The following is a 26,975-nucleotide window of genomic DNA, read 5'->3' on the forward strand; positions in this document are numbered from 1 at the left end:
TATAGGTCAGTGAGGGTGGCTGGTCAATAAACTGGAGAGAAGACGGGAGATATAGCCCACCAGGGTGACCGCCCGCTCGTATTCCATGCGGGTGGGGCCGAGAACGCCCAGGAGGCCCGTGGTGCGCTCGTCCAGGCTGTAGGGGGAGGCGACCAGGGCCAGGTTGCCGAGCGCCGGGTCGTCCGCCTCCGAGCCGATGACGACCCGGACCCCGGGCTGGCTGATGCAGCGATCCAGGAGGCTGACGAGGCGGTGCTTCTCCTCGAAGGTCTCGAACAGGCGCCGCATGGTCTCCATGTCCGAGAACTCCGGGTGCTTCATGATGTTGGTCGTCCCCTCCAGGACCAGCCGGCGGTCGTCCTGCTCGGCGTCGAGGTAGCGGGTCCCCAGGGTGACGGCGTTCTTGAGAAGCTGGTCGAAGGTGGCCTTCTCCTGGGCCATCAGGCCGACCAGGCGCGTGCGGATGTCACCGAGGGTCAGCCCGGCGAACTCCTCGACCAGATAATGCCCGGCCCGCTCCAGATCGGCCTGCCGATAGTCCTCCTCCACCTCGATCAGGCGATGGCTGACCACCCCCGAACGATCGACGAACACGCACAGGACCTTGTGCTCGTGCAGCCTCACGAACTCGATGTGCTTGAGGACCGCTTCCTTGATCGGGGGGGCGATGACGTAGCCGATCTGGCTGGTCAGGCGCGACAGGAGCTTCGGGATGATCTCCATCGCCTCGCTGAAGTCGCCGCCGGTTCTGGACAGGCTCTCGTCGATCAGGGCCCGATCGCGGGACGGGATGCGCGCGGGCTCCAGCAGGGTGTCCACGTAGTAGCGGTACCCCTTGTCGGTGGGGATCCGTCCAGCGGAGGTGTGCGGCTGGGCCAAAAACCCCATCTCCTCCAGGTCCGACATGACGTTGCGCACGCTGGCGGGGCTCAGCCCCTCCTGGATGATCTTGGAGATCGTCCTGGATCCCACCGGCTCCCCGGTGAGGATGTAGTTGACGATGATCTTCTTGAGGATTTCTTCGGCGCGGACGTCCATCAGGCGTTTCCGCTCGGTCGGCTCATTAGCACTCGTTGACCTCGAGTGCCAAATATACCGGCGACCGGGGCTCCTGTCAACGAGCCGCGCTGCCGGCCGCTGCGCCGGCACCCCGGCTGCGGCCCAAGAGGAAGGCCCGGATGAACGGGTCCAGGTCGCCGTCGAGGACGCGCTGCACGTCGCCGCGCTCAAACCCGGTCCGATGGTCCTTGACCAGGGTGTACGGCTGCAGGACGTAGGAGCGGATCTGGCTGCCGAAATCGATGTCCTTCTTCGCCCCCTCCTCCACGGCGCGCTTCTCGTCGCGCTTGCGGCGCTCCATGTCGTAGAGGCGCGCCCTGAGGACCTTCATGGCCATGTCGCGGTTCCGGTGTTGCGACCTTTCGTTCTGGCATGAGACGACGATCCCGGTCGGCAGGTGGGTGACACGGACCGCGGAGTCGGTCACGTTGACGTGCTGGCCTCCCGCTCCGCTGGAACGGTACGTGTCGACCCTCAGGTCCTTCTCCTCGATCGCCACGTCGATTTCGTCGTCGAGATCGGGATAGGCGTAGACCGAGGCGAACGAGGTGTGACGCCTGCCCGACGAATCGAAAGGAGAAATGCGCACCAGCCGGTGGACGCCGCTCTCGGCGCGCAGAAAGCCGTAGGCATCCCGACCTCTGATCATCAGAGTGGAGCTCTTGATCCCCGCTTCGTCCCCCTTCTGGTAGTCGAGCGCCTCGATGCGGTAGCCCCGCCCCTCCGCCCAGCGCAGGTACATCCGGTAGAGCATCTCGGCCCAGTCCTGCGACTCCGTGCCGCCCGCGCCGGGGTGGATCGTCAGGATGGCGTCCCCCGCATCGTGCTCGCCGGTCAGCATCACCTCCAGCTCGCGCTCGTCGAGCGCCGCCTGGAGCGCCTCGACCGCCTGCTTGAGGTCCGCGCCGACGTCCTCCCCTTCACGGGCGAGCTCGGCGCACACCTCCGCATCCTCGAGCCTTTTCTCGAGCTGCCGGAACGCCTCGATTTCGGAGTTGAGCCGGGTGCGGGACTTGAGGGCGGCCTGGGCGCCCGAAGGATCGCTCCAGAGTTTCGGGTCGGCGACCTTCTTTTCTATCTCCGCGAGCTCGCGGGCGCAGGCGTCGAGATCAAAGATGCCCCCTGAGTTCCGTGAATCGCCCCTTGAGGGCATCCACCCTGCGGATGAGGTCGTCGATCTCGAAGCTGCGCGGTGCTTTCGCCACTTAGGAGCCAGTCCGGGTCTGCGGCCGCTCAGGGGCTGCCGATGCCCGATCGCAGAAACGCCGCGCGGAGCGCGGCGACTTGAAGAGCGGTCAGTATAGCACAGCCCCAGGCGAAGAGATCGCCGCAGCGAGCGTACACGGTCCGATCGTGACGCGCGCGGATCGTCCCGCCAAGCACCGCGCTCTCCTCGATGCCGGTCCTCGCCAGGATGCGCCCGAACGGATCGATGAGGGCGCTGATCCCGGTGTTGGCGGCCCGCACCATGTAGCGGCGGTTCTCCGCCGCGCGCACCGCCGCCATGGCCAGATGCTGGTAGGGGGCGGCCGTGCGGCCGAACCAGGCGTCATTCGTGATGTTCACCAGAAAGGCGGCGTCGCGGCCGGCCACCCGCCGGACGATTTCGGGAAAGATGGCCTCGTAGCAGATGACGGTCCCGGCGCGGCCGACGGACGTCGGCAGGGGCTCCAGACGCGTTCCCGCATCGAACTCGCCGATCGATCCGCTGACCATCCGGTTGACGAAGAAGAGCGCCCGGGCGAGCGGCACGTATTCGCCGAACGGCACCAGGTGGACCTTGTCGTAGGTCGCGCCCAGGGTCCCGTCGGCGCCGACGGCGAGGGCGCTGTTGTAGGCGCGAACGGTCTCGCCGGCCGCTCGATAGTCGACGCTCCCGACGATCAGGTCGGCGTGCAGCGAGCGCGCCAGATCCCCGAGAAAGGCGGCGTAGGCGGCGTCGGTCTCGACCCCCGGGCCGGACGCCCGGTCGCCACCCGGGCGGCGCACGGAGAACGGGCTCGACGATTCGGGCCACACGATGAGCCGGGCCCCGGAGGACGCGGCCTGCCGGCTGAGGCGGGCCAGATCGGACAGAGTGCCCGCGGCCGCCTTCGGGTCCCATTTGTGGTCCTGCGCGACGTTGGCCTGGATGGCGGCGACCGGGATGGCGCCTCCGTCTCCGTCCGCCTCGTGCCCGGCCTCTCGCCCCAGGGCCAGCCTGCCCCCCATGAAGGACAAGGCCGACACGGCGATCAGGATCGCACCCGCTATCCGCGCCCGGGACGCGGCCGGCTGGAGGATCAGAAGCGCCCCTCCGGCATTCACGGCCATGACCAGGAACGAGACCGCAAAGATCCCGCCCCACACCGCGGCCTGCAGGAGCGCCGGGTTCCGGTATTGCGTGTAGCCCAGGAGTCCCCAGGGGAACCCGGTCAGCAGGCGGGCGCGCGCGATTTCCAGCGCCACCCAGCTCACGGGCGCGAAGGCCAGGGCCACGGGTCCGTATCGCCGCCAGGCGACGCTGACGATCCAGGCGAACAGCGCAAAGAAGGTCGCCAGATAGAAGACCAGGAGCGCCTGCAGGAGCCAGGCTACCGGAAGCGGCAGTCCGCCGTAGGTCTCCATGACTGCCGGAATCCAGTACAGCAGAATCGCGAAGAAGCTCCCGCCGCAGGCGTAGCCGCGGAGCAGGGCGGTTCCCTTTTCCGTGGCCTGGAGCGACAGGAGGAAGGGGATCAGCGCGACCAGGGCCAGGATGCCCCGGTCGGCAAGCGGATAGGCAAGCGCCAGGACCGCTCCCGAAGCGCACGCCCACAGCGTGCCACGAAAACCGGCGTGAGGCGCCTTGCCGATCGCGGCGGGGCTATCTCTCATGAAGCAGAAGACGGAGCGGTTCCCTGACGTCGACGATACCGGCCGCCGCCTTTCGCAGGCCGGCCAGACCGAGCGTCTCTGCTCCCCTGCGCACCCTCTCCCGGCGCAGGGCCGCGGCGGAGGCCTGGCGCTCGAACAGGCCGTCGTCCGGGGACGCCGCCATGAGCTCGAAGACCGGGTGGAGGCGGAGCAGTCCCGATCCCCGGCAGGCGGCGCACCCCTGGGCGGCACCGTACCGACCCTGGGGCGGTCGGCGGTGGGGGGGCGCGGGAGCCAGCAGGTCGACCAGATCCACGGGACGCCTGCACGCCGCGCAGAGCTCCTCCATGAGACGGATGGCGAGGATCCCTGAGAGCACCGGGCGCACCCGCCGGCCGAGCCCCGCGCGGAGAATCGACTCGACGGCGGCAGCCGCGTCGCTGGCCGGGGTGATCGTGGCCAGGACGATGCGCTGTACCGCCTGCTCGGCGGCGGCCGCGGCACGGCCTGGCTCGAGGAGGTCTGGAATCAGCACGATGTCCGGCGAGACCTGCAGGGCCCGATCGAGACTGTCCGCGAAGGCGACCTCCTCTCCGGCGCGCGCCAGCGGGAAGGCCTCAAGCCCGGCCATCGCACCGGTGTCGCCGAGGCCGACGCGGCGCGGGCGGCGACCGCCCAGCATGTCGAGCACGCAGCGGATCGCCGCCCCCGCGCCGAATGAATCCGCGGCCGCCATCACGAGAAGGCCTCGTCCGTCTTCGTCAAGCCGATCGAGAAGGGGGACCAGTCCCGGAAGATCGTCCTGGATCTCCGGCCCCTTCAGGGTCGCGATCCGCTCATCCCGCAGATCGAGGGTGTAGGTGTCCCCCTCGAGCCCGGGGAGCGCCGAGACCGAGATCGCCACGCGCCGGGATTCGATCCGCAGCGTGAATCGCCCCACCTTGGGGATCACGCGGCCGCGCGCCGCCATTCCAGACAGCCCCTCGATGAGGCGGGCCAGGCCCGGGTAGCTCCCGCGCTCCTGCACGGCCACCTCGTCGTCGACGTGCGGGCCGCTGAAGACGATGCGGACGGCCCTCGGCTGCGGCTCGACCCGGATCGACCGCGCGCCGCGGCGGACCGCCTCGGCGGCGATCGCGCGCAGCCTGTCGGATGGCACCGCGTTCGCGCGCAACACTTCCGGCAGGACCGGGAGGATGCCCCGGCCGCGATCCGCCAGCACGAGGTGATTCTCGGCGCCCGGATAGTAGAAGACTCCGGTCTCGACCTCCGCGGGATAGAAACGGCGCAGCACTTCCGAGATGATCGACGGGGGGCAGATCAGGGGATCGACACGGAGACCGGTGAGCTCCTCCACGGCAGGGACCAGCGCGGGGACGTCGGCGGACGACAGGCCGAGGGCCAGGACCCCGTCCTCGACCCCGACCGGCACCATGCCGTAGTAGTGCGCGAGCCTTCCGGGAATCCGATCGACCGGCGGGCGGGTGAGAAGCTCGCCGGCGAGCCCGGGCTGGAGGACCTCGAAATGGTCCTCGAGGAACAGGTGCAGGGAGGCCGGCGTCGCCAGCCCCATTTTCAAAAGGTTGTAGCCGAGCCGGCCGCCTCGGACCCGCTGCTCCTCCAGCCCGCTCGCGATCGCATGCCGGGTCGCGATGCCGGCCTCGATCAGGAGGTCGCCCAGGAGCCTGCGATCCTCGACCGGCGGGCGCCTGTCGCTCATGTCAGTCCGCCCCCTCCAGGATCCACGCCGTCAGGTGCAAGTCCCGTCGGAGGATCTGCACCGCCGCCTCCGCCTCGGCGCGCGTACGGTAACGGGCGGCGCGCACCCGATAGACGACTGCGGTCTCCGTCCGGTCCTCCTGAACGATCGCCGGGAACCCGCGCGACGCGAGACGGGCCTTGAGCCGCCGAGCCGCGCCCAGGTCGCGCGTGGCGAGCGCCTGGACGACGTACCCCCCCTGCCCGGTGCGGCCCTGCCGGGAGGCGGCCCCTCCCTGGTCATCATTATTACTACGGCTGTCGGAGGGGAGCCCACCGGTCGGAGGGGGCGCCGGCTTGCCGCTGCCCAGAGTCTTGTAGAAGCTCAGGTCGCCGGGGAGGGACATGCTGTCTGGCCCGGCGCCCCGGGTCGACACCGCCGGATCGCCCGGCGGCGTCCCACCCGCTCCGCCCGTCCCCGCTCCGCGCCCGGCCCAGCGGGCCAGCCCCACCATGAGCCCCGCGACGATCACCACCTGGACCAGGAGCCTCTTGACGGAGGGCGGTCGCGTCAACGTTTCCCTCCCGCCGCCTGCGGGGAATCTTCGTCGGCCTCGGAGACCCCGATCGAGTTCTTGCCCGCCTGCTTGATCTTCTGCATCGCCTTGTCGGCGCATTTGATCAGCCCGAGGCTGGTGCGCGCGTGGTCCGGGTAGGCGGCGATGCCGAACGAGGCGGTCAGGGTCATTCCGGGCGTGTCGTCGACCAGGAAGGTCCGTCCCTGCAGCGATGTGCGAAGCCGCTCCGCGAGCTCGCAGGCCCCCTGCAGGTCGGTCTCCGGAAGCACGATGCAGAATTCGTCGCCGCCGTAGCGGAACACCTTGTCGCTGCCGCGGATCTCGCCGACCAGCCGCCGCGACACCTCCCGGAGTGCCTTGCTCCCCATGGAGTGGCCGAAGCGGTTGTTGATCTCCTTGAGATTGTCCATGTCGAGGAAGATGAGCGACAGCGGGGTCGAGTAGCGATGCGCCCGGTACACCTCCTCGCTCAGGAAGCGATCGAAATAGCGCCGGTTGTAGGACTCGGTCTGATCGTCCTTGATGATCAGCTCCTTGTAGCGCTCGACCAGGAGGGCGTTCAGGAGGGCCGGGATCAGCTCGGGCACGAGTCGCCCGATGCGCTCCTGGTCGGCCGCCGACAGGCCCTCCGTCTCGCGGGACAGGAGGAGCATTCCCAGTATCGCGCCGCCGCCGGGGAGCGGCATCGAGAGGACCTGCTCGATGCCGAGGCGGCGCAGGGCCTCGGGGGCGCGCGCCGTCCGCGGCATGTACGAGGCCGGCGGGCCGGGGCCGCGAAGGTCGGCCAGGTCGAGCGTCAGGATTCCCTTGCGGCGCGGGTCGTCGGGCGGAATGTGTGCCGCCCTCAGATGAAAGGTGTCCTGCTCGCTGTCGTACAGATAGAGCAGGGCCCCTGTCGCCTGGACGGCCTCCATGCCGGCGCGGACGATGGCGTCCGCCACCACCGTGAGATCGAGCTGGCGGGCCACCCCCAGGGCGGCGCGTGCGATTCTCAGATCCTCTTCAAGCCTGTCCGTGCTCACGGGGTCTTCGCCCGGCGCCACGAGGGGCGCATCAGACGATTTTCCGCTTCAGGGCGTCGAAAAGATCGATTGGGACCGGGAAGATGATGGTCGAATTCTTCTCGGTGGCGATCTCGGTCAGCGTCTGGAGGTAGCGCAGCTGCAGGGTCGTCGGGTTCTCCGACATCACGCCCGCCGCTTTCGCGAGCTGCGCCGACGCCTGGAACTCCCCCTCCGCGTGGATGATCTTGGCGCGCTTTTCGCGCTCCGCCTCTGCCTGCTTCGCCATGGCGCGCTGCATCTCCACCGGCAGGTCCACGTGCTTCACTTCTACCATCGACACCTTGATGCCCCAGGGATCGGTGTGGCGGTCGAGGATCTGCTGCAGCTCCGCGTTCAATCGCTCGCGCTGGCTCAGCAGGTCGTCGAGCTCGCACTGCCCCAGGACCGAACGCAGGGTCGTCTGCGCCAGCTGCGAGGTGGCGTAATGGTACTGCTCAACCTCGACCACCGCTCTCTTGGGATCGATGACTCGGTAGTAGACCACCGCGTTCACCTTGACCGAGACGTTGTCGCGCGTGATCACGTCCTGCGACGGCACGTCGTGCACGATGGTCCTGAGGGAGATGCGCACCATCCGGTCGATCGGGAAGAACACGAAGGCGATCCCGGGCCCCTTGGCGGTCCCGAGCAGGCGCCCCAGGCGGAAGATGACCGCCCGCTCGTACTCGTTCAGGATCTTGATGCTCGAAATCATCCAGAACACGAAGGCGAACACGAAAAACAGAGCACCCGACCCCGCTCCCACTGCACCCATCATCGGCCTCCTTCGCGGATTACCGCGGTGTCAGGAAATCTCCTCGACTTCGATCGCCAGGTCCTGAACGCGCGTCACGCGCACCGCGGTCCCCTTCGGGATCGGGCGCGCCGCCCGGGCGTTCCAGTACTCCCCGTGCACGAACACCCGTCCCCCGGGATCGAGGTCGGTCAGGGCCGTTCCACGCTCCCCCACCAGGCCCACGGACCCGGTCGTCGGCCTGCGCCGCGACACGCGGACCACCAGGGTCGTCAGGATGGCCATGATGACGCCGGCGGTCCCCGCGATCGACAGGATGGCCCAGCGCGCCACGCCGATGCCCGGCGCCGACGGTGCCCCCTTGAACAGCAGCATGGCGCCGAGGACCAGGCAGACGATGCCGCCGATGGTCAGCGTCCCGTAGCTGGGCACCTTCAGCTCCAGCAGGAACATCGCGATCGCCAGGACCACGAGCGCCACGCCGACCCAGCTCATCGGCAGGATTTGCGAGGACAGGGCGAACAGGAGAAGGCAGACGCCGCCCACCACTCCCGGGGCGATCATCCCGGGATGGGTGAACTCGATGTACAGCCCGACCACGCCGGCGAAGAGCAGGAAGAGCGCCACGGTCGGGTTCGCCAGGACGCTGAGCAGGCGCTCCCGCGTCGACATGTCCAGCGACACCACCCGCACGCGGCCGAGCCGCAGGGTCTCGGTGCGGCCATCGAACCGCCGGATCGTCTTGCCGTCGAGCACCGCGAGAATCTCTCCTTCGTCGCGGCAGACGTAGTCGATCAGCCGCAGCTTGAGCGCCTCGCGCTCCGTGAAGGCGCTGCTTTTGCGCACAATCTCCTCCGCAACCTTCTCGTTGCGGCCGCGGTTGCTCGCGAGGCTCCGCGCGTAGGCGGCGGCGTCGTTCTCGATCTTCGCCATCATCGGCGAGTCCTTCGGGATCTCCCCCATGGCCGCCACCGGATGGGCGGCGCCGATGCGGGTCCCGGGCGCCATCACCGCCACGTCCGCGGCGATGGTGATGAAGAAGCCGGCGGAGGCCGCCTTGCTGCCGTTGACGAACACCACCACCGGCACCCGCGACGAGGTGATGTCCCGGATCATCTCCTCGGTCGAGTTGAGCCAGCCCCCGGGCGTGTCGAGCTTGACGATCAGGAGCGCGGCGTCCTCGCGGTTGGCGCGCGCGATCGCCTCCTTGAGGAAGCGGGCGGTGATCGGGTGGATGGCGTCGTCGATGGTGACGGTCAGGACCAGCGCCTCGCCCGCCGTCGGGGACGGCGCCGGCGCGACGCCCCGGGCCGAGGCGGCGCAGGCGGCGATCGCCACGACGGCCAGGACCCTGAGCAGGGAGCCGGCCGGCCTCCTGGTGATCCGTCGCATCACGCGTCCCGCGCGCCGAGAAGGCCGCGCAGGCGCTCCACGCCGGCGCGGATCCGGTCGAGGCTCAGGGCGTAGGACAGGCGCACGAAGCCGGGCATGCCGAACGCCTCCCCGGGGACGGTCGCCACACCGATCTCGGCCATCAGGCGGCGTCCGAAGTCGATCGATGTGGCGCAGCCGAGGGCGCCCATCGCCCCCGTGACGTTGGGGAAGACATAGAAGCTCCCCGGGGGCAGCATACAGGCAATCCCCCGGATCCGGTTGAGCGATCGGACCAGCTCGTCGCGCCGCCTCAGATACTCCTCGCGCATGGCGGCGACCGAGTCCTGAGGACCGCGCAGCGCCTCGACGGCGGCGGCCTGCGAGATCGAGGAGGTGTGCGTGGCGTCGTGCGACTGGATCTTGCGCAGCGCGTCGATGAGCGGGCGCGGCCCCAGCGCGTAGCCCACCCGCCAGCCGGTCATGGCGTAGGTCTTGGAGAGCGAGTTGACCAGGATCAGGCGGTCCTTCAGCCGGGCGCGCTGCGAGGCGAAGGAGGCGAAACGGCCGGGGCCGTAGTGAAAGGTGTCGTAGGTCTCGTCCGAGATCAGCCAGCAGCCGGACTTCGCGGCGTAGGCCGCCAGGCGCTCCACCTCGTCGGGAGGGATGACGGCGCCGCTCGGATTGCACGGGGAGTTCACGATGATCGCCCGGATCCCCCGGTGCGCATCGAGGTCGCGCGCGCGCGGCACGAATCCGTCGTCCTCGCGGGTCGTGACGATGACCGGTTCGGCGCCGCACAGCTTCACCTGCTCGGGGAACGACACCCAGTACGGCGCGAAGATCGCCACGCGGTCGCCCGGATCCAGAAGCGCCATCGCCGTCAGGAACAGGACGTTCTTGCCGCCGCAGCCCGTGATCACCTCCTCCGGTCCCCAGGCGCCGCCCGGGGCGTCGCCGTAGCGGGCGGCGATGGCCCGGCGCAGTTCGAGGACACCGGCGGTGTCGGTGTAATGCGTCTGGTTGTTCGCGAGCGCCTTGACCGCCGCCTGCTTGATGTTCTCGGGCGTATCGAAGTCCGGCTCGCCGGGGCCGAAGTCGATGACGTCGACGCCGCGCTCCTTCAGCGCCCGGGCCTCCATCATCACGGCGAGCGTCGGCGAGACGCTCACCACCTCCAGCCGTCCCGCCAGTCGCGTGGAGTCGGACATCAGCCTCTCGCTTTCCGCGCGGTCGCCCGCCCGGGGGCCGCGAAACGCCTCTTGAGCCGGGCAATGACCTCGGGAGGGACAAGGCCCGTCACGTCCCCCCCGAGACGGGCCACCTCCTTCACCAGGCGGCTGCTCACGTAGGAATAGGCCTCGGACGGCATCATGAAGACCGTCTGGATCCCCGGCTCGAGCCTCTGGTTCATCAGGGTCATCTGGAACTCGTATTCGAAATCGGACAGCGCCCGCAGCCCCCGCACGATCACCTGCGCCCCCTGGGAGCGGGCGAAATCGACCAGCAGGCCGTCGAACGAGACCACCTCCACGTTCGACCAGCGGCCGACCACCGAGCGCAGGATGTCCACGCGCTCCTCGAGCGGGAAGAGGGGATCCTTGTCCGGATTGCGCAGGATGGCGATGACGATCCGGTCGAACAGATCGCGGCCGCGCGAAATGATGTCGAGATGGCCGTTCGTGATCGGGTCGAACGTGCCCGGGAACACCGCCGTCAGCTTCATCCCCCCGCCTCCGGCCCGGCCGGCTTGTGCCCCCGGGCGCGCATCTCCGCGGCGTGCCGCAGCGCCGCCGGAGTCACCTTCTCGCCGGCCAGCATGCGCGCCAGCTCCTCGACCCTGCCCTGATCGTCGAGCACGTCCACCTCGACCTCCGTGCGGCCCCGCGCCTGGCGCTTGCCGACCTTCACGTGCCGGTCGGCGTACGAGGCAATCTGCGGCAGGTGCGTGACGCAGATCACTTGGTGCTGTCGCGACAGGGACTTGAGCCTCCGCCCGACCGCCTCCGCCACCGCCCCGCCGATCCCCGCGTCGACCTCGTCGAAGACCAGGGACCGCGGCTCGGCCTCGCGACGCAGGACCACTTCGAGGGCCAGCATGACACGCGACAGTTCGCCGCCCGAGGCGACCTCCGACAGCGGCCCCGGTGGCTCGCCGGGGTTCGCCGACAGGCGGAATTCGACCACGTCGTATCCCGTCGCGTCAACGGCGACCTGCTCGTCGCCCTCCGGCCGGCGGGAACCTGGCGCGAGGCGGCGCCCGATCTCGATCGCAAAACGCGACCTGGCCATGGCCAGTCCCGCGAGCTCTTTCTCGACCTCGCGCTCGAGGACGCGCGCCGCGGCGCTGCGGGCCCGTGACAGGGACGCCGCGTGGCGCAGGGCCTCGGCGCGCAGGTCCTGCACGATCCTCTCGAGCTGTTCCGGAGTCTCCCCGCCGCCCGTCAGCTCGCCGAGCTCCGCCTTCGCCTCCCCGGCCAGACGCAGTAAATCGTCCTCGTCGCCTCCCGGCGCATGGCGGCGCAGCAGCGTCTCCAGCGCCTGGATGCGGTCGTCGATCGCCTGCAGTCGGTGCGGCTCGAACTGCAGGCGCGCGGGATAGTCGCGCAGCATGATCGCGATGTCCTGCAGGTCGGCCCGCGCCGACTCGGCCCGCGTCAGGTGATCCTGCAGGGCCGGGTCGAACCGCGCCAGGTCGCGGAGGTCCCGGATCGCCTCCGCCAGCCGCGACAGCGCCGCCCCCTCCCCCTCGTAGAGGGCGTCGTACGACTGGCGCGCGTGGCGCAGGATCGCCTCGGCGTTGCGCAGGAGGTCGCGCTCGGCGCGCAGCCGGGAGCGCTCGCCCGGCTGGACGGCGGCCCGATCGATCTCCTCGGCCAGGGATCGGAGCAGGTCGACGCGGGCGGCCCGGCGGTCCGCTCCCTCGCGGAGCGCTGCCAGCCGCTCGGTGGCCGCTTCCAGGCGGCGCGACACCGCCGCCATGTCGTCCAGGTCCCGGTCCAGCCCGGCGTGACGATCGAGGAGATCGCGGTGATTCGCCGGCGTCAGGAGTGATTGCTGCTGGTGCTGGCCGTGCAGATCGACCAGGATCGAGCCCAGGGCCCTGAGATCCGCGACCGACGCCAGGCTCCCGCCCAGGAAGGCCCGTCCCTTCCCCTGCGCCAGGACCTCCCGCCGCACCACGACCGTGCCGTCGTCCACCCGGTAGCCGCGCTCCTCGAGACACTGGCGCGCGGCGCGGTTGGAGGAGACGTCGAACTCCGCCTCGACGGAGGCGCGCTCGGCGCCGGACCGGATCATCTCGGCCCCCGATCGGCCTCCCAGGACCAGCGACAGGGCGTCCACCAGAATCGATTTTCCGGCGCCGGTCTCCCCCGTGAGAAGGTTGAGTCCCGGCCCGAGGTCGAGGGTCAGCTCGCGAACGATCGCGAGGTGGGTGATGTGCAGGCAACGGAGCATCGAACTCGTCTTGTGGTGGGTGCCAGAGCGCGCGGGTTCGATCGGACACGCATGCTATCAGAGGGATCCAGGGTTGTCAAGGAAGGGTCCGTGTGCTAACTTACGACGCTCGAACCTGTTGCGCGATCGCGCAGCCCTATCAGGAGATCCCGGATGCTGATTTTGACCACCCCCGTCCTGGCGGCCGCGTCCGCGGGATACGGGGGGGATGTCCTGCGCCTGATTGCCGATTCGGGTGCCCTCGTCAAGTTCGTCCTGCTCATCCTCCTCGGTTTCTCCGTCCTGTCATGGGCGGTCATCTTCGAGCGCTACCGTGGCCTCAAGCGCGCCGAGGAGCACTCGGCCCGGTTCCTGCAAGCCCTGGATGAAGGTCGCCGCCTGGCCGATCTCAAGGACCACAGCACGCGCTTCGCTCGCAGTCCGCTGGTGCCGATCTTCCTCGCCGGCTTCAGGGAGCTGACCTCCGGCATCGCCGAAAATGTCAGCCGGTTCCGCGGCAGCGCCGGCATGCCGGACGAGGCCCGCGACAGGATCCTGGAGCGCGTCCGGAGGCGCCTCGAGGAAGCCGCCGCGGCCGAGGCGGATCATCTCGACAGTCATCTCGGCATCCTGGCGACCACCGGCACGGTGACGCCGTTCGTCGGCCTGTTCGGCACCGTGTGGGGAATCATGAACGCCTTCCAGGGGATCGGCATCACCGGATCAGCCAGCCTGGCGGCGGTCGCGCCCGGAATCTCCGAGGCGCTGGTGACGACCGCGGCGGGGCTGTTCGCGGCCATCCCGGCGGTGATCGGCTACAACGTCCTCCTCGCCCGGGCGCGCCGCCTGGGCGGTCGCATCGATCGATTCGTCCTCCACTTCGCCTCGATCGCCGAAACGCAGATCGAAGCCGGGAGAACCGCCGCGGCCACCGCCGAGGCGGCCAAGGTCCGACTCTGATCGGAGCCGGAGCCATTCCATGGGCATGAACCTGCCGGCGCGGGGCCGCGGGCGCTTCGGGCCGGCGCTGTCGGACATCAACGTGACGCCCCTGGTGGACGTCATCCTGGTGCTCCTGATCATCTTCATGGTCACGGCGCCGATGATGACGCGCGGCATCGACGTGAAGCTCCCGAAGACCGAGTCGGGCGCCGACGCGACCGAGCAGCGCCTGATCGTGAGCGTCGACCGCGAGAACACCGTGTATCTCAACGACCGGCCGGTGAACCTGAACCTGCTCGACGATCGCCTGAAGACCGAGATGAAGCGGACCGGCGTCGATTTCGTCTTCCTGCGCGCCGATCAGGACGTCCCGTACGGCAGGGTGATGCTGGTGATGGACCAGATCAAGAAATCGGGGGCCGATCGGGTCGGCATGGTGACCCAGCCGGCCCGGCCGCCCCAGAAGAAGGGGGCGGCGAAATGAGGCCCCGGCTGGACGCCGCCGACGTCGGTCCCCCTTCGCTGCCCTGGAGAACGACCCTGACGCTGTCCATGGCGCTGCACCTCCTTGGCTTCGGCTTGGCCGTGGGGCTCCCGCGACTCCTGCCGCGGCCGGCGCTCAAGCCGGTCTATGTCGTCGACCTGGTCGCGCTGCCGGGCGGGCCGGCAACCGACTCCCCTCCGCCGCCGGCCGCGGCGCCCCCGAAGGCCGCGGCCCCGTCCGCGCCCAAGAAGGACGAGAAGGCGATCACCCTCCCGGAGCCGCGCAAGCCCAAGCCGGAGCCGAAGAAGACTCCGGAGCCGAAGAAAACCCCGGCGCCGAAGAAGACGCCCCAGCCGAAACCGGCCGATTCGTCCGCCGCAGCGGAGACCGGCACCGCCTCGTCGCCGGCGCAGGCGCCCGCGACGGACAAGCCCGCGGCGACCGCCCGGGAAACCGGTGTCCCCGGCGGCACCGGGGCCGTGGCGGGCGGCTTCGGCGGCACCGGCGCGGCCGTCGACGACGCGAGGACGTTTTACTATTCACTCGTGAGCCGAAACATCGAGAACGCCTGGAAGAAGCCGATCTACCCGCCGACCGAGAGCGGCCGGCGGGTGTTCACCACGCAGATCCGCCTGACGCTGACCAGTAGCGGGCGGGTATCGGACGTGAAAGTCCTGACCCCGAGCGGCTACGAGGCGATGGACCGATCGGTCCTCGCGGCGGTCAACGAAGCGATGATTCCGCCATTCCCGTCGTCGCTCCCTGTCCCGTCGCTGCAGATCCAGCTCGAGATGGTCCTGACTCCCGACTAGAATCGCATCCGGAGATCACTTGAAAATCGCCAGACGATTCGCGTTCCCTCTCGTTTCCCTGGGCGTGGCGGCCGCCGTCACGTCGTTCGCGCGGCTGGAGGGCCAGACGCCCCCCCCCGACGCGCCGATCCCGTCGGTGCCGATCATCCGCATCGTCGGCGCCGCGCGCCCGAAGATCCCGATTGCCCTGCCGGCCTTCCAGTCCCCGACCGACGCGAGGGCGCAGGACGTGGCGAGGACGATCCGGGACACGGTTCGGGACGATCTCGATTTTTCCGGCTTCTTCTCCATCGTGCCGGAGGAGTACCACAAGCTGGTGCGCGCCGACACGGGCGGCCGGATCGGGTTCAAGGAGTGGCAGGGTGTCGGGGCCGACGCCCTGGTCATCGGGAGCCTGGGCCCCGATCCCGCAAGCGTCGTGGTCGAGTGGCGTCTCTACGACACCACGGACCAGAAGGTGCTCCTGGGCAAGCGCTACCGCGGCGAGTCGGACCAGGCGAGGCTCATCGCCCACCGCCTGAGCAACGAGATCATCCAGCAGTACACGGACCAGCCGGGGATCTCGCTCACGCGGATCGCCTTCGTCTCGCAGGTCGGCAAGTCGAAGGAGATCTACGTCATGGACTACGACGGGGCGCGGCCGAAGCGGATCACCGCGAACGGCTCGATCAACCTGTCGCCGACCTGGTCCGCCGACGGCCGCCAGATTGCCTTCATGTCGTACCGCTCCGGAACGCCCGAGCTGATGATCATCAACAACGAGGGGGAGCTGCAGAGGGCGTTCCCGCAGCAGGGGGAGCTCAACAGCGCCCCCGCCTGGTCCCCGGACGGCAGCACGCTCGCCTTCACCAGCAGCCGGGACGGCAACGCGGAGATCTACCTCCTGCGCCTCTCCAACCGTTCCCTGACCCGCCTGACTCGCAGCGAGGCGATCGACACGTCCCCGGCCTGGTCGCCGGACGGCCGGAAGATCGCCTTCACCTCCGACCGCGCCGGGAGCCCGCAGATCTACGTCATGGACGCGGACGGCGGAAACGCCAGGCGGCTGACGACGGAGGTCTCCTACTGCGACGCCGCCTCCTGGTCGCCGCAGGGGGACAAAATTGTATTCACCGCCCGCGTGCCGGGCGGGTTCGACATCTTCCTGAAGGACCTGAAGACCGAGCAGATGGGCCGGCTGACGGAAAATGCCAACATCAACGAGTGGCCGCGCTGGTCGCCGGACGGCCGCCACCTGGTGTTCGCGTCGAATCGGACCGGTAATTTCGACATTTACACCATGGACGTGGACGGATCGCGCGTGAAGCGGCTCACCCGCGGCGGGAACAGCTATTCTCCGTCCTGGTCCAGGTGAGAGGGGTGCTGACGCATGCTATAATTCGTTCGATTTCGAGGGTGCGCATTGCGAGTGAGTGTCGCGCGTCACGACGGTCCCGCGCCGTGCCGTGCGGGCCGCCCGCAGGGTTCCGACCGGCTGTTCCGCCCCACAGGAGGTGACCCGATGGCTCATGGTGTATCCCGCAATCTGGCGCTTGCGTTCATCGCCCTGTCACTGGCCCTGGCGATCGCGGCCTGCAAGAGCGCGCCCGTCGCCGAGGCTCCGGTCTCGACGCCGCCGGAATTCGGATCGGGAGACGCGCGGCAACCCGCCGAGAAGGTGGACGAGACGTCCGGCTTCAAGGAGCAGAACCCCTCGGACGAGTCGATGCGGGACTCGGGCTCGTCGGCCGACAAGCTCAACGCCCAGGGTGTCCTGAAGCGGGTGCAGTTCGACTTCGACAAGTACGATCTGCGTCCGGACGCCATCCGCACGCTGGGCGACGACGCCGCCACGATCAAGCAGCACTCCCAGTTCAAGGTTCGAATCGAGGGACACTGCGACGAGCGCGGCACGGTCGAATACAACCTGGCCCTGGGAGAGAAGCGCGCCCGGGCGGCGCGTGATTACCTGGTGTCCCTCGGGACGCCGGCAGGGCGCCTGCGCATCGTCTCGTTCGGCAAGGAAAAGCCTCTCGACCCCGGCCACAACGAAGAGGCCTGGGCCCTGAACCGGCGCGCCGAACTCGTCTTCCTGTCCGAGTGAGGCGGGAGCTCGAAAGGACCGCGGTGTCGTGGTAAAACGCGAGCGGGGCGGCGGAGCACTCCTCGTCGTCATTCTGGCGGTCTCCCTCGGGTGGTCGGGAATGGGTTGCGCCACGACCACGGGGACGACCCAGCTCCAGGCCGATCTCGACACCCTGCAGCAGCAGGTCTGGAAGCTCCAGAAGGAGAATGCGGCCCGCGCGCAGCAGGTCGCGCAGGCCGCTCCGCCGGCGGCCTCCGCGCCGCCCGAGCAGCCGACGGCGGAGTTCCGGGCCCGTCTCGAGAGCCTGGCGCACGAGGTGCAGGTGCTGCAGACGCGGGCGGAGGAATCGGAACAGCGGATCAACTCGTTGACCAACGACCTGCGCGCCGCCCGCGCGGCGCTCGAGACGATGGGAAGGGCGCAGGCGGCCCTGCCGGTCCTGCCTGTCCCGGGCGCCGCGGCACCTCCGATGGGGACCGCCGCCCGGGCCGGAAACGGGCAGGAGCCGCCTCCGGGTCCCCCGCCGCCGATGGCGCCGGCATCGGGATCCGGGGCGGACCTGTTCCGCGCGGGCTACAGCGATTTCGGCCGCCAGAACTACGATCAGGCGCTCTCCGAGCTGGAGGAGTTCCTGCGGCTCCATCCGGACGACGATCTGGCGGACGATGCGCAGTACCTGATTGGCGAGGTGCAGTTCAGTCAGCAGAAATACCCGGAGGCGATCGGCGCGTACGATCGCCTTCTCAAAGAGCATGCGGACAGCGATCGGGCCGCATCCGCGCATCTCAAGAAGGGGCTCGCGCTCCTCGAAATGAACCGGACCGCCGACGCGGTCATTCAGTTCCAGCACGTGGTCAGCGCCTACCCGAAGTCGGAGGAAGCCCGGATCGCCCGCGAGCGACTCCGGGCGCTCGGGCTCCGGGAGCGCTGAGCCACCCGGGAGGTCGGAGTCGTGGCACGCATCCAGTCCGCCGTCAAGAACATCCGCAAGAGCAGGAAGCGCAATGCCGTCAATACCGCGCGCCGCAGCCAGCTGCGCTCGCAGCTGCGGAAGCTCAGGGGTCTCCTCGCCCAGAAGGACGCCGGCGCGGCGCGGCGCGAGCTCACCAGGACCCTGTCGATCCTGGACCGCTCCGTCAGCAGGGGTATCCTGCACCGCAACACGGCGGCGCGGCACAAGTCGCGCCTGACGCGCCAGGTCAACGCTCTGGGCGTCCGCTGAGCCGGGCGAAACCGGCATGGTCCGCATCCGCAGGAGCCCGCCCGCACCGGTGCTCGAGCTGCACCGACGGATGGAGCAGGTCATGGCGCACCTGCTGCGCGATGTCCGGCCCATGGACACGCCCGCCCCATGGGTGCCGCGGGTGGACATCTTCGAGACCGCCGACGGCTTCGTCGTGACCCTGGAGCTCCCGGGAGTGGAGCGGGAGGGGATCGACATCGTCGTCGAGGACCGGTGCCTGAGCATCTGCGGCACCAGGCCCGAACCCGCTCCCTCCGGGTGCGTGCGGTGGCACCAGATGGAGATCGCCCAGGGGCGCTTCGAGCGGGTGCTGATGCTGCCCTACGAGGTCGACCCCGACCGGATCACCGCGACTCACAAGGACGGTTTCCTCCGCATCGAGATTCCGCGCGGCACGTCCGGGAGGTAGACCGGTGGACGAAGAAGACACGGACGACCCGACCCCCCTCCTCGAAGCCACCGAGGCTCCCGGCGCTCCGCAGGGGGACCTGCCGCGCGTCCTGCCGGCCGTCCTGCCGATCCTGCCGCTGAAGAACACCGTCGTCTTCCCCCACTTACCGACTCCCCTGGTGGTCGGGCGGGCGTCCTCGTCGAAGCTGATCGACGACGTCATGCTGAAGGATCGCATGCTGGGCCTCGTCCTCCAGAAGGACCCCGGGGTCGAGGACCCGAAGGAGAAGGATCTGCACGCGATCGGGACGGCGGCCGTCATCCAGCGCATGCTGAAGTTCCCGGACGGCACGATGCGGGTGCTCATCACCGGCTTCGAGCGGATCCGCCTGAGCCGCGTCGTCCGGACCGAGCCGTACCTGGTGGCCGAGCTGGACCGCCTGCCGGATCAGACGGAACAATCGGTGGAGATGGAGGCCCTGGTCGCCAACCTCAGGAGCCAGATCACCAAGATGCTGTCGCTCATGCCGATCGCCTCGGAAGAGATCGGCGTGGCGCTCCTGAACGTGCAGGCCCCGGGACGGCTGGCCGACATGGCGGCGGCCCTTCTGATCCGCGACGCCAAGGACAAGCAGGACTACCTCGAGACGGCCTCGGTGCGCGAGCGGCTCGTCAAGCTCACGCGGCAGATCAGTCGCGAGATCGAGGTGCTGGAGCTGGGCACCAAGATCCAGAAGGAAGTCCAGGATGAGATGGAGAAGGGCCAGCGCGAGTTCGTGCTGCGCCAGCAGCTCAAGGCGATCCAGAGGGAGCTCGGGGCCACCGACGAGATCGAGGCGGCGATCGCGAAGCTCAAGGAGGACATCGAAGCCGCGGGAATGCCGGTCCAGGCCCGGGAGGCCGCCGAGCGTGAGCTCAACCGCCTGCGCACCATGCCGCCCGCATCGGCCGAGTACGTCGTCACCCGGACCTATCTCGACTGGCTGATCTCGCTACCCTGGGCGAAGCACACCGCCGACAAGATCGAGCTCCAGGAGGCGCGCCGCATCCTGGACGAGGACCACTACGATCTGAAGCCCGTCAAGGACCGCATCCTCGAGTTCCTGGCGGTGCGCAAGCTCAAGACCGAGTCGCGCGGGCCGATCCTGTGCTTCGTCGGCCCGCCGGGCACCGGCAAGACCTCGCTCGGCCGGTCGATCGCCCGTTCCATGGGCCGCGCCTTCCATCGGCTGTCCCTGGGCGGCATCCGAGACGAGGCGGAGGTCCGCGGCCACCGGCGCACCTACGTGGGCGCCCTGCCCGGCCAGATCATCCAGGGAATCAGGCGCTCGGGCCAGAACAACCCGGTGTTCATGCTCGACGAGGTCGACAAGCTCGGATCGGACTTCCGGGGCGACCCGTCCTCGGCCCTTCTCGAGGTCCTCGACCCCGAACAGAACTCAAGCTTCGTCGATCACTACCTCGACGTGCCGTTCGATCTGTCGCGAGTGATGTTCATCACCACGGCCAACATCCTGGACACCATCCCCGCCCCGCTGCGCGACCGCATGGAGGTCCTCGAGCTGCCGGGGTACACGGACGAGGAGAAACTCGAGATCGCCCGGCGCTACCTGATTCCCAGGCAGGCTCGCGAAAACGGCCTGTCGCCGGAGGACCTGAAGCTGGACGACGGGGCGCTGCCGGCGATCATCTCCGGCTACACGCGGGAAGCCGGACTGCGCAATCTCGAGAGGGAGATCGCGAAGATCGGCAGGAAGATCGCCCTCGGAAAGGCCGAGGGCCGGACCGATCCGGTGGCGGTGCGCGCCGAGGACCTGGTCTCGTACCTCGGGCCGCGGAGGTTCGACCAGGAGGTTGCGGAACGGCTGAACGTCCCCGGTGTCGCCATCGGGATGGTCTGGACCCCGTTCGGAGGGCACGTCCTGTTCATCGAGGCGACGCGCATGCCGGGCGGCCACAGGCTCATCCTGACCGGGCAGCTCGGCGACGTCATGCGCGAGTCGGCGGAGGCGGCGCTGTCCTACATCCGGAGCCGCGCCTCCGACCTGGGCATCAACGCGGGGTTCTTCGAGAAGACGGACATCCACGTCCACGTGCCGGCGGGGGCGGTGCCGAAGGACGGTCCATCGGCCGGCGTGACCATCGCGACCGCCATCGCCTCGCTCCTGACGGGCCGCCTGTGCAAGCCCTCGACCGCCATGACCGGCGAGATCACGCTGCGGGGCAAGGTGCTGCCCATCGGCGGAGTCAAGCAGAAGGTCCTGGGCGCGCGCCGGGCCGGCATCACGACCATCATCCTGCCCGCGGAGAACCGGAAGGACCTGACCGACATCCCGAACAGTGTCCTGGCCAGCCTGGAGTTCTGCTACGTGAAGACGGTGGACGAGGTGCTCGAGGCGGCCCTGCAACCCCGGAAAGAGAGCGGGAAAGCGGCGGCGACTCCCGGCCGGCCCTCCTCCCGCCCGCGGAGCGTCAGGCGCCCCCGGCAGAGCCTCAACCCTTGATGACGGCGACGGGCACGAGCCGCGCGACCCTGCGCGAGATCCCCGCCCGATCGACCACGTCCACGACCTCCGCGACGTCCTTGTAGGCCTCGGGGATCTCCTCGGCCAGGGTCGCGTACCCGTCCGAGCGCACGAAGATTCCACGGTCCTCCATCTCGCGGACGATCGGCCGGCCGCGCGCCGCCTTCTTGGCGGCGCTGCGGCTCATCCTCCTCCCGGCGCCGTGGCAGGTGGATCCGAACGTCTCCTCGTAGGCCTTCTGCGTCCCGACCAGGACGTACGAGTAACGGCCCATGTCCCCCGGGATCAGGACCGGCTGGCCGATCTCCCGGTAGGCTTCCGGGGTCTGCGGGTGGCCGGGCGGGAAGGCGCGGGTCGCCCCCTTGCGGTGCAGGCAGAGCCTGCGCTCCTTCCCGTCCACCAGGTGGGTCTCCACCTTGGCGATGTTGTGGCAGACATCATAGACGACCTCGATGCCGAGGGCCCGGGGGCCCTTCTGGAACACCTCCTCGAACGACTGCCGCACCCAGTGGGTGATCACCTGCCGGTTGGCGAACGCGAAGTTCGCCGCGGCGTACATGGCGCCGATGTAACGCTTCCCCTCCTCGGACTTGACCGGCGCGCAGCAGAGCTGCGGGTCGGGCAGGTGGATCCCGTAGTCGCGGGATGCCCGGAGCATCACCTGCAGGAAATCGTCGCACACCTGGTATCCCAGGCCGCGCGAGCCGGTGTGGATCGAGATGGCGAGCGCGTCCTGCTCCAGACCGAGGGCGCGGGCCGCCGGCTCGTCGTAGATCGTCTCGACTCTCTGGACCTCGACGAAGTGATTTCCCGAGCCGAGCGTGCCGAGCTGCGGCCGGCCGCGCTCCCTGGCCCGATCGGAGACCTGTCCGGGCTGCGCCCCCTCGAGACATCCCCCTTCCTCGATATGCGCCAGATCGGCGTCGTCGCCGAAGCCGTTCTTCACGGCCCAGGGGGCCCCGCCGGCCAGCACGCGGTCGACGCCGCGGGCGTCGAGCTTGAGGTCCTTGCGGTGCGACCCGACCCCGGTCGGGATGTTGCGGAACAGGGCCTCGACGAGGTCCCGGAGCCGCCCCTCGGCTTCCGTGGTGGTCACACCGGATCGCAGGAGGCGGACTCCGCAGTTGATGTCGTACCCGACGCCGCCGGGCGAAATGACCCCCTCGTCCAGGTCGAACGCCGCCACGCCGCCGATCGGGAAGCCGTATCCCCAGTGGATGTCGGGCATCGCGACCGAGGCGCGCACGATGCCGGGAAGGCAGGCCACGTTCGCCACCTGCTGCAGGGCCTGGTCTTCCCGGATCCCCTGCATCAGGCGCTCGTCGGCGAACACCAGTCCCGGAACGTTCATCGCCCCCCGGGCCGGAATGCGGACGCGACACTCGTCGAGTCGTTCCGTCTCGATCGCCACGGGCTTCGCCATGTCTCGCTCCCTCTCAGACGTCGAACACGATGCGGACCCTCCAGGCGCTCCGGCCGCGCACCAGGCGGATCTGGTGGTAGGTCACCGCCTTGATCTCGCGTCGCAGCTGGTGACGCGCCCGGTCGATCGGCTCTCCCCGCGCCGTGCCGCGGGCGCGGAATCGCAGGCGATCGACCCGCTCGACCTTGAACGAGGAGAACAGGATCCCTTCCGTCTCCAGCCGGTAGAGGAGCTCGCTCAACCAGCGAACCAGCAGATCCTCGAGGCTCGAGCCCTCGACCGCGATGCGGACCGCGCGCCGGGGACGCACCGTCCGCCTGTCGCAGACGAGGTCGAACAGAGCGCAGGCGGCGTGCTCGAACAGTCGCGGCAGCGTGGCTCCCCGGACCACGGCCCCCGCGTCGGCCGTGTGCTCGAAGAACTCGTACCCGGCCGGCATGGATCAGGCTCCCGCCCGCCCGCGACGCCGGCGTCCCGGCGGTGCCGGGTCGCCGCTCTCCGCGAGCGAGAACTCCACCCTGAGATGGAACTGGTCCACGCGGTCGACACGCACTCGGACGCGATCTCCCAGCTTGAACACCCGGCCGAACCGCTCCCCTTTCAGGATCTGCTTCTTCTCCAGGAAGCGGTAGCGATCGCCGGGAAGCGATTCGATCTTGACCAGGCCGCTGATGAAATACTCCTGCAGCTCGACGAACAGGCCGAACGGGTGGGCGGAGAGGATGAAGCCGTCGAACTCCTCGCCGACGCGCTCGGCCATGAAGGCGGTCTTCTTCCACTCCACCAGCTCCCATTCGGCGTCATCGGCGTTCCGCTCCATGCGCGACGAGTGCAGCGCCGCCTCCGGCAGGAAGTCCTCGAGGCCCCGGCGCTCGCGATCGCTCAGGGGCGCGGGCCGGCGCACCCGGCGGAGAATGCGATGCACGATCAGGTCCGGATAGCGGCGGATGGGCGAGGTGAAGTGGGTGTAGCACGAGGCCGCCAGGCCGAAGTGCATGTCGCGCTGATGATGGTAGCGCGCCTGCTTCATCGAGCGCAGCATCAGCCTCGACAGGAAGCGCTCTTCCGGGCGCCCCTTCGCCATCTCGACGAGGTCCTGGAAGGCGCGCGGCTCGATCGACTCGAACGGGCGCGCCAGGCGGTATCCGAAGGCCTGCGCCACGGCGTCGAACTCCTCGAGCTTCTTCGGATCGGGGCGCTCGTGGATGCGGTAGATCGACGGCACCCGGGCGCGGAAAATGTGCCCGGCGACGGTCTCGTTCGCCGCCAGCATGAACTCCTCGATCAGCCGGTGCGCCACGTTCCGCTCCAGGGGCACGATGCCGGTCATCTCGCCGGTGGCCGCCAGGAGGAGCTCCGGCTCCGGCAGGTCGAAGTCGATGCTGCCGCGCCGCCGCCGCTTCCCGTTGAGCACGCCGCACAGCTCCTCCATCAACCGGAACATCGGCACCAGGGGGCGGTAGCGCGCCGCCGTCTCGGCGTCCTTGTCCACCAGGATCTTCGCCACGCTGGTGTAGGTCATGCGCTCGACGCTCCGGATGACCCCGTCGGCGAACCGGTAGTCGGTCACCTTGCCGTGCCCGTCGATCGTCATCAGGCACGACTGCACCAGGCGATCGACTCCGGGATTGAGGGAGCAGATGCCGTTGCTCAACCGGTGCGGCAGCATCGGCAGCGCGGTCCCGGGGAAGTAGACACTCGTGCCGCGCTCGTACGCCTCGCGGTCGAGGGCGCTCTCCGGCCGCACGTAGTGCGCCACGTCGGCGATATGAACCTGAAGCACGTAGGTCCCGTCGGCGTTCTTCGCGACGTGCACCGCGTCGTCGAAGTCCATGGCGGTCTCTCCGTCGATGGTCACGATCGGCAGGGCGCGGAAGTCCTCCCGGCCGCGCAGCTCCTCCTCGGCGACGCGCTCCGGGGCCGCGCCGGCATCCGCCAGGACGTCCGGAGGAAACTCCACCTTCAGGTCGTATTTGCGCACGATCGTCTTGAGGTCCATTCCCGGCTCGTCCGGGGACCCCAGGACCTCCACCACGCGTCCCGTGGCCGGGCGTCGCTCCATGGGCGGGCGCAGGATCTCGACGCCGACGACCATCCCGTCCTCGGCTTTCCCGGCCTGCTCCTCGGCGACGACGATGTCGCTCTCGAACAGCCGGTCGTAGGCCTGCACCGTCCCGCCCCGCAATCCCGGGCCCCGGGCGCGGTAGAGGCCCAGGACCCGCTTGCGGGACTTCTCGAGCAGCCGGACGACCTCCCCCTCGGCGCGGCCCCGGCCGTCGTCCCGCACGATGCGCACGGCGACCCGGTCGCCGTCCACCAGATCGCCGACCCCTCGCGGCGGCACGAAGACGTCGGGCCCGCCGGCATCCGGCGTGACGAACCCGAACCCGCGCGGGTGTCTCTGGATCCGACCCGCCACGATCTTCTGCCCGCGCGGCTGCGCTCGCGCCGGCTGCCGGGCCTCGTGACGCCCGCCGGGGCGCCCCGAGGCGACGTGCCGCCGCGACGCCTCCCTGGAGGCCGCCCATTCCCGCAGCGCGTAGCGGTTGCTGCCGATCTTCACCACCAGGTCGTCGTTGAGGAGGGACTTCAGAATTCTTTTGAACTCGTGGCGGCGGGCCCGATCCAGCCGGAGGAGTCGCACCAGATCGCGCGCGGTGGCCGGCCGGTATCCCGGCGCCCCCATGAACTCGACGATGGCCTGCCGCGTCTCCCTGTCCGCTCGGCTCATGGGCGAAAACCTAGCATGAAATCGTCCGGCTGGCGTGTGCTAGGATTGACGCTCACCCGTCAGGAACACGGGCATTGCCGATGTCGAGGGGGTCGTCCGATGCGCTTCCGCGGTTGGGGTCGTCGCGCCATCGTGCTCGGCGCTGTCGCGGCCGGTCTGACCGGGTGCACCAACGAGAGCCCATCGCTCCACATCGTCCCGGTCATTCCTCCCGCCAACGTGCCGATCAGCTTCTCCGACGTGCAGCGGATTTTCAGCCGGAGCTGCGCCAAGACTTCCTGCCACGCCGGCTCGTCCGCGCCCTATGGTCTCAGCCTCGAGGAGGGCCATTCCTACGCGAACCTCGTCGATGTGCAAAGCGCCCAGGAGCCCTTGCTGAAGCGGGTGGAGCGCGAACACAGCGAACTGAGCTACATCATCCGCAAGCTCGAAGGCAACGGCCTCTTTGCCCGGATGCCGGCCGACGGGCCCCCCTATCTTCCGGACGCTGAAATCCAGCTCATCAAGGACTGGATCAACGAAGGTGCGTCGGATATCTAAGAGTCTGCCGCTTTTCCTCCTGGCGCTGGCCCTCTGCGCGTCCCACGCGGCGGGGGCCGATCGATTCCCTTATGTGCGCCTCCTGGCCCGGAGCTCGCAAGAGGCTCCGTCGCTCGAGGGTGAGCCCCCGGCGATCCCCTCTCCCGAAATCGCTCCCGCGGACGAGGCCGATCGCTTCGCGCGCGTCGGTCCGCTCCTGCAGTCCCGCTGCGCCCTGCCGGGTTGCCATGTCGGCCCCGAAGCGAGGGCCGGGCTGCGGCTCGAGGTCGGCCAGATCTACGCCACCGCGGTGAACGTCCGCGCGCGCACCGAGTCCCGCCTGCTGCGCGTCGTGCCCCGCTCCCCCGAGCGGAGCCTGCTGTTCCTGAAGCTCCTCCCCGCCGATCAGGGGCACTACCGCGGTCCGCGCATGCCGCTGTCGATGGATCCGCTGAGCGCCGAGGAGATCGCGCTGGTCCGCGGCTGGATCGAGGCCTTCCCCGCCGACCGCTGGCCCGAGCCACCGTCGACCGAGCCGGCGGCCTCGGCGCCGCGTTCGTTCCACGACAGCGCCCTGGTCAACCTGCCGACCTCCGACCCGCTCGGCAGGCACGTCCTCGAGTTCCGGATCCTGCACCGGTTCAAGGCGCCGGCAGGGGACGCGGGCAGCCACGATTTCTACGGGCTTGACACCGACGCCTGGGTTTCGATCGGCCTGGCCTTCGGGCTGGGGGAGACCGTCGACGTGGGGCTCAGGCGCACCAATCTGCAGCACGACTTCGAGGCGTACTCCAAGTGGGTGCCGGTCCGCCAGAGCCCCGGGGGCGCTCCGCTGTCGCTGGCCCTGCGCGGGAGCTTCTCGAACCTGCGCGAGACGATCGGCGTGAACCGGAACCGCTACGGCGCGCAGGCCGTCCTGGCCCGCCGCTTCGGCGACCACCTGTCGCTCATGCTCGTGCCCACCTACGTGACGCGCACCAACTACCTGGATGCGCTCGACCTGCGGGGAACCGGGGCGATCGGAGTCGGCGGCGAATGGCGGCTCAATTCGAGGATGGCGGTGAC

25 protein-coding genes are annotated in these 26,975 nt (G+C 69.4%); 11 read left to right on the plus strand and 14 right to left on the minus strand.

All coding sequences use genetic code 11. From position 1 onward, the window contains the following. Window positions 1-6 precede the first annotated feature (6 nt). The 11 genes from hrcA to recN form a co-directional block, all read right to left on the minus strand. Window positions 7-1,038 (minus strand): heat-inducible transcriptional repressor HrcA, encoded by a 1,032-nt coding sequence (hrcA, locus tag VGV60_14560; protein ID HEV8702493.1) that lies wholly within the window; start codon window positions 1,036-1,038, stop codon window positions 7-9. A gap of 76 nt (window positions 1,039-1,114) precedes the next feature. Beyond that, window positions 1,115-2,237, minus strand: a protein-coding gene (prfB, locus tag VGV60_14565; GenBank protein HEV8702494.1) for a peptide chain release factor 2 whose coding sequence is annotated in 2 segments (ribosomal slippage) — window positions 1,115-2,182 and window positions 2,184-2,237 — 1,122 coding nt in all. Because the reading frame shifts where the segments join, the coding sequence is not laid out codon by codon here. 55 nt (window positions 2,238-2,292) lie between these two features. Then, on the minus strand, window positions 2,293-3,915 hold the full coding sequence (lnt, locus tag VGV60_14570) for an apolipoprotein N-acyltransferase (GenBank protein HEV8702495.1): 1,623 nt from the start codon (window positions 3,913-3,915) through the stop codon (window positions 2,293-2,295). Beyond that, window positions 3,905-5,614, minus strand: coding sequence for a hypothetical protein (locus VGV60_14575; protein ID HEV8702496.1), 1,710 nt, complete (start codon window positions 5,612-5,614; stop codon window positions 3,905-3,907). The genes lnt and VGV60_14575 overlap by 11 nt, the downstream gene beginning before the upstream one ends. Window position 5,615: 1 nt before the next feature. Next, window positions 5,616-6,167, minus strand: a complete 552-nt coding sequence (locus tag VGV60_14580; GenBank protein ID HEV8702497.1) for an SPOR domain-containing protein — start codon at window positions 6,165-6,167, stop codon at window positions 5,616-5,618. Beyond that, window positions 6,164-7,192 carry a sensor domain-containing diguanylate cyclase gene (locus VGV60_14585; protein HEV8702498.1) on the minus strand — a complete coding sequence of 343 codons (1,029 nt, stop codon included), beginning with the start codon at window positions 7,190-7,192 and terminating at the stop codon, window positions 6,164-6,166. The genes VGV60_14580 and VGV60_14585 overlap by 4 nt, the downstream gene beginning before the upstream one ends. Before the next feature lie 31 nt (window positions 7,193-7,223). Further along, on the minus strand, window positions 7,224-7,988 hold the full coding sequence (locus VGV60_14590; GenBank protein HEV8702499.1) for a slipin family protein: 765 nt from the start codon (window positions 7,986-7,988) through the stop codon (window positions 7,224-7,226). Between the two features lie 30 nt (window positions 7,989-8,018). After that, window positions 8,019-9,359, minus strand: a complete 1,341-nt coding sequence (locus VGV60_14595; protein ID HEV8702500.1) for a nodulation protein NfeD — start codon at window positions 9,357-9,359, stop codon at window positions 8,019-8,021. Further along, window positions 9,359-10,549: a pyridoxal phosphate-dependent aminotransferase gene (locus VGV60_14600; GenBank protein ID HEV8702501.1), complete on the minus strand. Its 1,191-nt coding sequence runs from the start codon at window positions 10,547-10,549 to the stop codon at window positions 9,359-9,361. Before VGV60_14600 ends, VGV60_14595 begins: the two co-directional genes overlap by 1 nt. Continuing rightward, on the minus strand, window positions 10,549-11,064 hold the full coding sequence (coaD, locus tag VGV60_14605; GenBank protein HEV8702502.1) for a pantetheine-phosphate adenylyltransferase: 516 nt from the start codon (window positions 11,062-11,064) through the stop codon (window positions 10,549-10,551). The genes VGV60_14600 and coaD overlap by 1 nt, the downstream gene beginning before the upstream one ends. Continuing rightward, window positions 11,061-12,797 carry a DNA repair protein RecN gene (gene recN, locus VGV60_14610; GenBank protein ID HEV8702503.1) on the minus strand — a complete coding sequence of 579 codons (1,737 nt, stop codon included), beginning with the start codon at window positions 12,795-12,797 and terminating at the stop codon, window positions 11,061-11,063. Before recN ends, coaD begins: the two co-directional genes overlap by 4 nt. Before the next feature lie 153 nt (window positions 12,798-12,950). Between recN and VGV60_14615 the strand changes: the two genes are divergently transcribed. The 9 genes from VGV60_14615 to lon all read left to right on the plus strand — a co-directional run bounded on the left by VGV60_14615 (window position 12,951) and on the right by lon (window position 21,216). Further along, a complete protein-coding gene (locus VGV60_14615) occupies window positions 12,951-13,736 on the plus strand; it encodes a MotA/TolQ/ExbB proton channel family protein (protein HEV8702504.1) in 786 nt (261 codons plus the stop codon). A 19-nt stretch (window positions 13,737-13,755) separates the two neighbouring features. Beyond that, a complete protein-coding gene (locus tag VGV60_14620; GenBank protein HEV8702505.1) occupies window positions 13,756-14,202 on the plus strand; it encodes a biopolymer transporter ExbD in 447 nt (148 codons plus the stop codon). Further along, on the plus strand, window positions 14,199-15,014 hold the full coding sequence (locus tag VGV60_14625; protein ID HEV8702506.1) for a TonB family protein: 816 nt from the start codon (window positions 14,199-14,201) through the stop codon (window positions 15,012-15,014). The genes VGV60_14620 and VGV60_14625 overlap by 4 nt, the downstream gene beginning before the upstream one ends. Window positions 15,015-15,033: 19 nt before the next feature. Further along, on the plus strand, window positions 15,034-16,368 hold the full coding sequence (tolB, locus tag VGV60_14630; GenBank protein ID HEV8702507.1) for a Tol-Pal system beta propeller repeat protein TolB: 1,335 nt from the start codon (window positions 15,034-15,036) through the stop codon (window positions 16,366-16,368). Between the two features lie 147 nt (window positions 16,369-16,515). Next, a complete protein-coding gene (gene pal / locus VGV60_14635; protein ID HEV8702508.1) occupies window positions 16,516-17,097 on the plus strand; it encodes a peptidoglycan-associated lipoprotein Pal in 582 nt (193 codons plus the stop codon). A 28-nt stretch (window positions 17,098-17,125) separates the two neighbouring features. Next, entirely contained in the window at window positions 17,126-18,010 is an 885-nt protein-coding gene (gene ybgF, locus VGV60_14640; protein HEV8702509.1) for a tol-pal system protein YbgF, read from the plus strand. A gap of 21 nt (window positions 18,011-18,031) precedes the next feature. Continuing rightward, on the plus strand, window positions 18,032-18,301 hold the full coding sequence (gene rpsT / locus VGV60_14645) for a 30S ribosomal protein S20 (protein HEV8702510.1): 270 nt from the start codon (window positions 18,032-18,034) through the stop codon (window positions 18,299-18,301). Window positions 18,302-18,317: 16 nt separating this feature from the next. Then, a complete protein-coding gene (locus VGV60_14650; protein HEV8702511.1) occupies window positions 18,318-18,731 on the plus strand; it encodes an Hsp20/alpha crystallin family protein in 414 nt (137 codons plus the stop codon). A gap of 4 nt (window positions 18,732-18,735) precedes the next feature. Continuing rightward, window positions 18,736-21,216 (plus strand): endopeptidase La, encoded by a 2,481-nt coding sequence (lon, locus tag VGV60_14655; GenBank protein HEV8702512.1) that lies wholly within the window; start codon window positions 18,736-18,738, stop codon window positions 21,214-21,216. On the opposite strand, the gene VGV60_14660 is transcribed toward lon, so the two are convergent. The 3 genes from VGV60_14660 to rnr are packed head-to-tail and all read right to left on the minus strand — an operon-like array spanning window position 21,206 to window position 25,391. Further along, window positions 21,206-22,660, minus strand: a complete 1,455-nt coding sequence (locus VGV60_14660) for an RtcB family protein (GenBank protein ID HEV8702513.1) — start codon at window positions 22,658-22,660, stop codon at window positions 21,206-21,208. The two genes, lon and VGV60_14660, sit on opposite strands and share 11 nt — an antisense overlap. A gap of 13 nt (window positions 22,661-22,673) precedes the next feature. Beyond that, the gene (locus VGV60_14665) at window positions 22,674-23,099 is read right to left on the minus strand and encodes an archease (protein ID HEV8702514.1); all 426 of its coding nucleotides are present in this window, start codon (window positions 23,097-23,099) and stop codon (window positions 22,674-22,676) included. A 3-nt stretch (window positions 23,100-23,102) separates the two neighbouring features. Beyond that, complete coding sequence (gene rnr / locus VGV60_14670) at window positions 23,103-25,391, minus strand: ribonuclease R (GenBank protein HEV8702515.1); 2,289 nt, start codon at window positions 25,389-25,391, stop codon at window positions 23,103-23,105. A gap of 99 nt (window positions 25,392-25,490) precedes the next feature. Between rnr and VGV60_14675 the strand changes: the two genes are divergently transcribed. Continuing rightward, window positions 25,491-25,931: a hypothetical protein gene (locus tag VGV60_14675; protein HEV8702516.1), complete on the plus strand. Its 441-nt coding sequence runs from the start codon at window positions 25,491-25,493 to the stop codon at window positions 25,929-25,931. Continuing rightward, the coding region (locus VGV60_14680; protein HEV8702517.1) for a DUF5777 family beta-barrel protein at window positions 25,915-26,975 on the plus strand (1,061 nt) is incomplete at its 3' end. The genes VGV60_14675 and VGV60_14680, both read left to right, overlap by 17 nt.

The organism is Candidatus Polarisedimenticolia bacterium (assembly GCA_036001465.1).
GTDB lineage: Bacteria > Acidobacteriota > Polarisedimenticolia > Gp22-AA2 > Gp22-AA2 > Gp22-AA3.

What these genes read in the sequence shown, in the direction of transcription:
- hrcA (HEV8702493.1), bottom strand. Translation starts at nt 1,038, where the DNA reads ATGGACGTCCGCGCCGAAGAAATCCTCAAGAAGATCATCGTCAACTAC.
- lnt (HEV8702495.1), bottom strand. Translation starts at nt 3,915, where the DNA reads ATGAGAGATAGCCCCGCCGCGATCGGCAAGGCGCCTCACGCCGGTTTT.
- VGV60_14575 (HEV8702496.1), bottom strand. Translation starts at nt 5,614, where the DNA reads ATGAGCGACAGGCGCCCGCCGGTCGAGGATCGCAGGCTCCTGGGCGAC.
- VGV60_14590 (HEV8702499.1), bottom strand. Translation starts at nt 7,988, where the DNA reads ATGGGTGCAGTGGGAGCGGGGTCGGGTGCTCTGTTTTTCGTGTTCGCC.
- VGV60_14595 (HEV8702500.1), bottom strand. Translation starts at nt 9,359, where the DNA reads ATGCGACGGATCACCAGGAGGCCGGCCGGCTCCCTGCTCAGGGTCCTG.
- VGV60_14600 (HEV8702501.1), bottom strand. Translation starts at nt 10,549, where the DNA reads ATGTCCGACTCCACGCGACTGGCGGGACGGCTGGAGGTGGTGAGCGTC.
- coaD (HEV8702502.1), bottom strand. Translation starts at nt 11,064, where the DNA reads ATGAAGCTGACGGCGGTGTTCCCGGGCACGTTCGACCCGATCACGAAC.
- recN (HEV8702503.1), bottom strand. Translation starts at nt 12,797, where the DNA reads ATGCTCCGTTGCCTGCACATCACCCACCTCGCGATCGTTCGCGAGCTG.
- VGV60_14615 (HEV8702504.1), top strand. Translation starts at nt 12,951, where the DNA reads ATGCTGATTTTGACCACCCCCGTCCTGGCGGCCGCGTCCGCGGGATAC.
- VGV60_14620 (HEV8702505.1), top strand. Translation starts at nt 13,756, where the DNA reads ATGGGCATGAACCTGCCGGCGCGGGGCCGCGGGCGCTTCGGGCCGGCG.
- VGV60_14625 (HEV8702506.1), top strand. Translation starts at nt 14,199, where the DNA reads ATGAGGCCCCGGCTGGACGCCGCCGACGTCGGTCCCCCTTCGCTGCCC.
- pal (HEV8702508.1), top strand. Translation starts at nt 16,516, where the DNA reads ATGGCTCATGGTGTATCCCGCAATCTGGCGCTTGCGTTCATCGCCCTG.
- VGV60_14650 (HEV8702511.1), top strand. Translation starts at nt 18,318, where the DNA reads ATGGTCCGCATCCGCAGGAGCCCGCCCGCACCGGTGCTCGAGCTGCAC.
- VGV60_14660 (HEV8702513.1), bottom strand. Translation starts at nt 22,660, where the DNA reads ATGGCGAAGCCCGTGGCGATCGAGACGGAACGACTCGACGAGTGTCGC.
- VGV60_14665 (HEV8702514.1), bottom strand. Translation starts at nt 23,099, where the DNA reads ATGCCGGCCGGGTACGAGTTCTTCGAGCACACGGCCGACGCGGGGGCC.
- rnr (HEV8702515.1), bottom strand. Translation starts at nt 25,391, where the DNA reads ATGAGCCGAGCGGACAGGGAGACGCGGCAGGCCATCGTCGAGTTCATG.
- VGV60_14675 (HEV8702516.1), top strand. Translation starts at nt 25,491, where the DNA reads ATGCGCTTCCGCGGTTGGGGTCGTCGCGCCATCGTGCTCGGCGCTGTC.